This window comes from Nitratidesulfovibrio oxamicus (assembly GCF_015731765.1).
Classification (GTDB): Bacteria; Desulfobacterota; Desulfovibrionia; order Desulfovibrionales; family Desulfovibrionaceae; genus Cupidesulfovibrio; species Cupidesulfovibrio oxamicus.
In genome coordinates, this window is record NZ_VRYY01000517.1 from 1 (window position 1) to 1562 (window position 1562).

Genomic DNA, 1562 nt, shown 5'->3' on the forward strand with positions numbered 1-1562 from the left:
GCCGGGCGGTGGTTGCGGCAGCGCCCGCAACCGGCGGCTGGGCAGGCGCGGTCGCCAAAGGCATGGGGTCGCCCACCGATTCCTCGAAATCATTGTCCCAGGTCGGGGCCGCAGCAGCGACTGGCGTGGCCGCAGCCGCGACAGTGGCGGCGGCTTCCTCCGCCTCGACCGACGGGGTCGGGCTTGCAGATACCGGGGCTGCCGAGGCCGGAGTTGACGTGGGCTGGCCCGACGCGGTCGGGGCGTCGTCATCGGGTTCGGCATCCTCGACGTCGGTAACGATGAGGTCCAGTAACGATCCGCCCTCGGGCAGTGCTCCGCCTTCATGCGATAGGCCGGTCGCCAGAGGGGGGGCGGACGCCGGGGCCGCACCGGGTGCCAAGGGCTGCGTCCCGGCGGCGGGAACGGCGTGCCCCACGGCAAAGATGGCCGCGCCGAACAGGTCGGGCAGTTCCTCGGCTTCGTCCGGGCCAGCCGCATGGGGCATGGTCCGGGCGGCATCAGCGTGGCCTGCATGGGCATCGGTCACATGCGGGGGCTGTTCCTGCGTGTCGGCATCCGGAGCGTCACCTTCCGTTGCCCCGGCTGCCGCCAGGCCAGGCGCGGGGCGCTCCCAGGGGTGCCACGACGTGGGCGCTTCAGCCTCGGGCGCGGCAGGTGCGTTCTCGTCGGCCATGGCATCGTCGGGCCGGAATTCATCGTTCTGCGGTGCCGACAGTGCGCCCATGCCTGTGGCATGGGACTGCGCCGGGGCGTGAAGCGGGGCGTCATACGGATAGACATGGTCCTGCGTTGCCTCGGCGGCATTCCAGTCCGGAGCGGTGTTCCAGTCCGGAGCAGCATCTCCGGCCAGCGAAAGCCCACCTGTCCCGGCATGGTCGGCATGATCAGGATTGTCGGCATCCGCGCCGTTCCCGGCATCGGACAGGAACAGGTCCGGCAGTTCCGCGAATTCCGGCGGCGCGGCGTGGGCGTCGTCGCTTTCCCCGCCGTACGGCAGTTCCGCTGCGTCGGCCCCGTATCCGGCATAGCCCGTGTGTTCGGGCTGCAACTCCGGCTCGGCATGGGGCGGGGCCAGCCGCTGCACGGCGGCGCGCAGGCCGCTGCGGGTCAGGGGTTTTTCCAGGGTTTCGGTGCACCCGGCGGCCAGCATGCGTTCGGCCTGCGCCTCGTGCGACACAAGGACCAGCACGGGCACCGGTGGCAGGCCGTGTTCCTGCTCGAAGGCGCGGATGGACGCCAGCGCCGCCACGATGTCGTCCTCCGGCATGTCGCCGTCCATGATGACCAGGCCCGAGGGTGCGCGCCGGTACAGGATGCCCGCCTCGGTGGCGCCGCGCGCTTCCAGCGGTGCATGGGGCAGCCCTTCCAGGAAAAAGGCCAGCAACTGGCGGTTGCTGGGCACGTCGTCGGCCACGATTACCTGCAACGGACGGTGCGGGGCCACCGGCCCCAGGTGCAGGTGGTCCGCCGCCGTGACGGCGTCGGGCATGGGCCGGGCCACCCGCAGGTCGTCGGTCAGGTCCACGCCCACGAAAGGGCGCGGTGCGGTGGCGTCGCCC

1 protein-coding gene is annotated in these 1562 nt (G+C 71.8%); it reads right to left on the reverse strand.

Features of this window, described 5'->3' with window-relative positions; genetic code table 11:
• A partial coding sequence (locus FVW20_RS14785) for a response regulator (RefSeq protein ID WP_196610205.1) occupies positions 1-1562 on the reverse strand: 1562 nt, incomplete at both ends.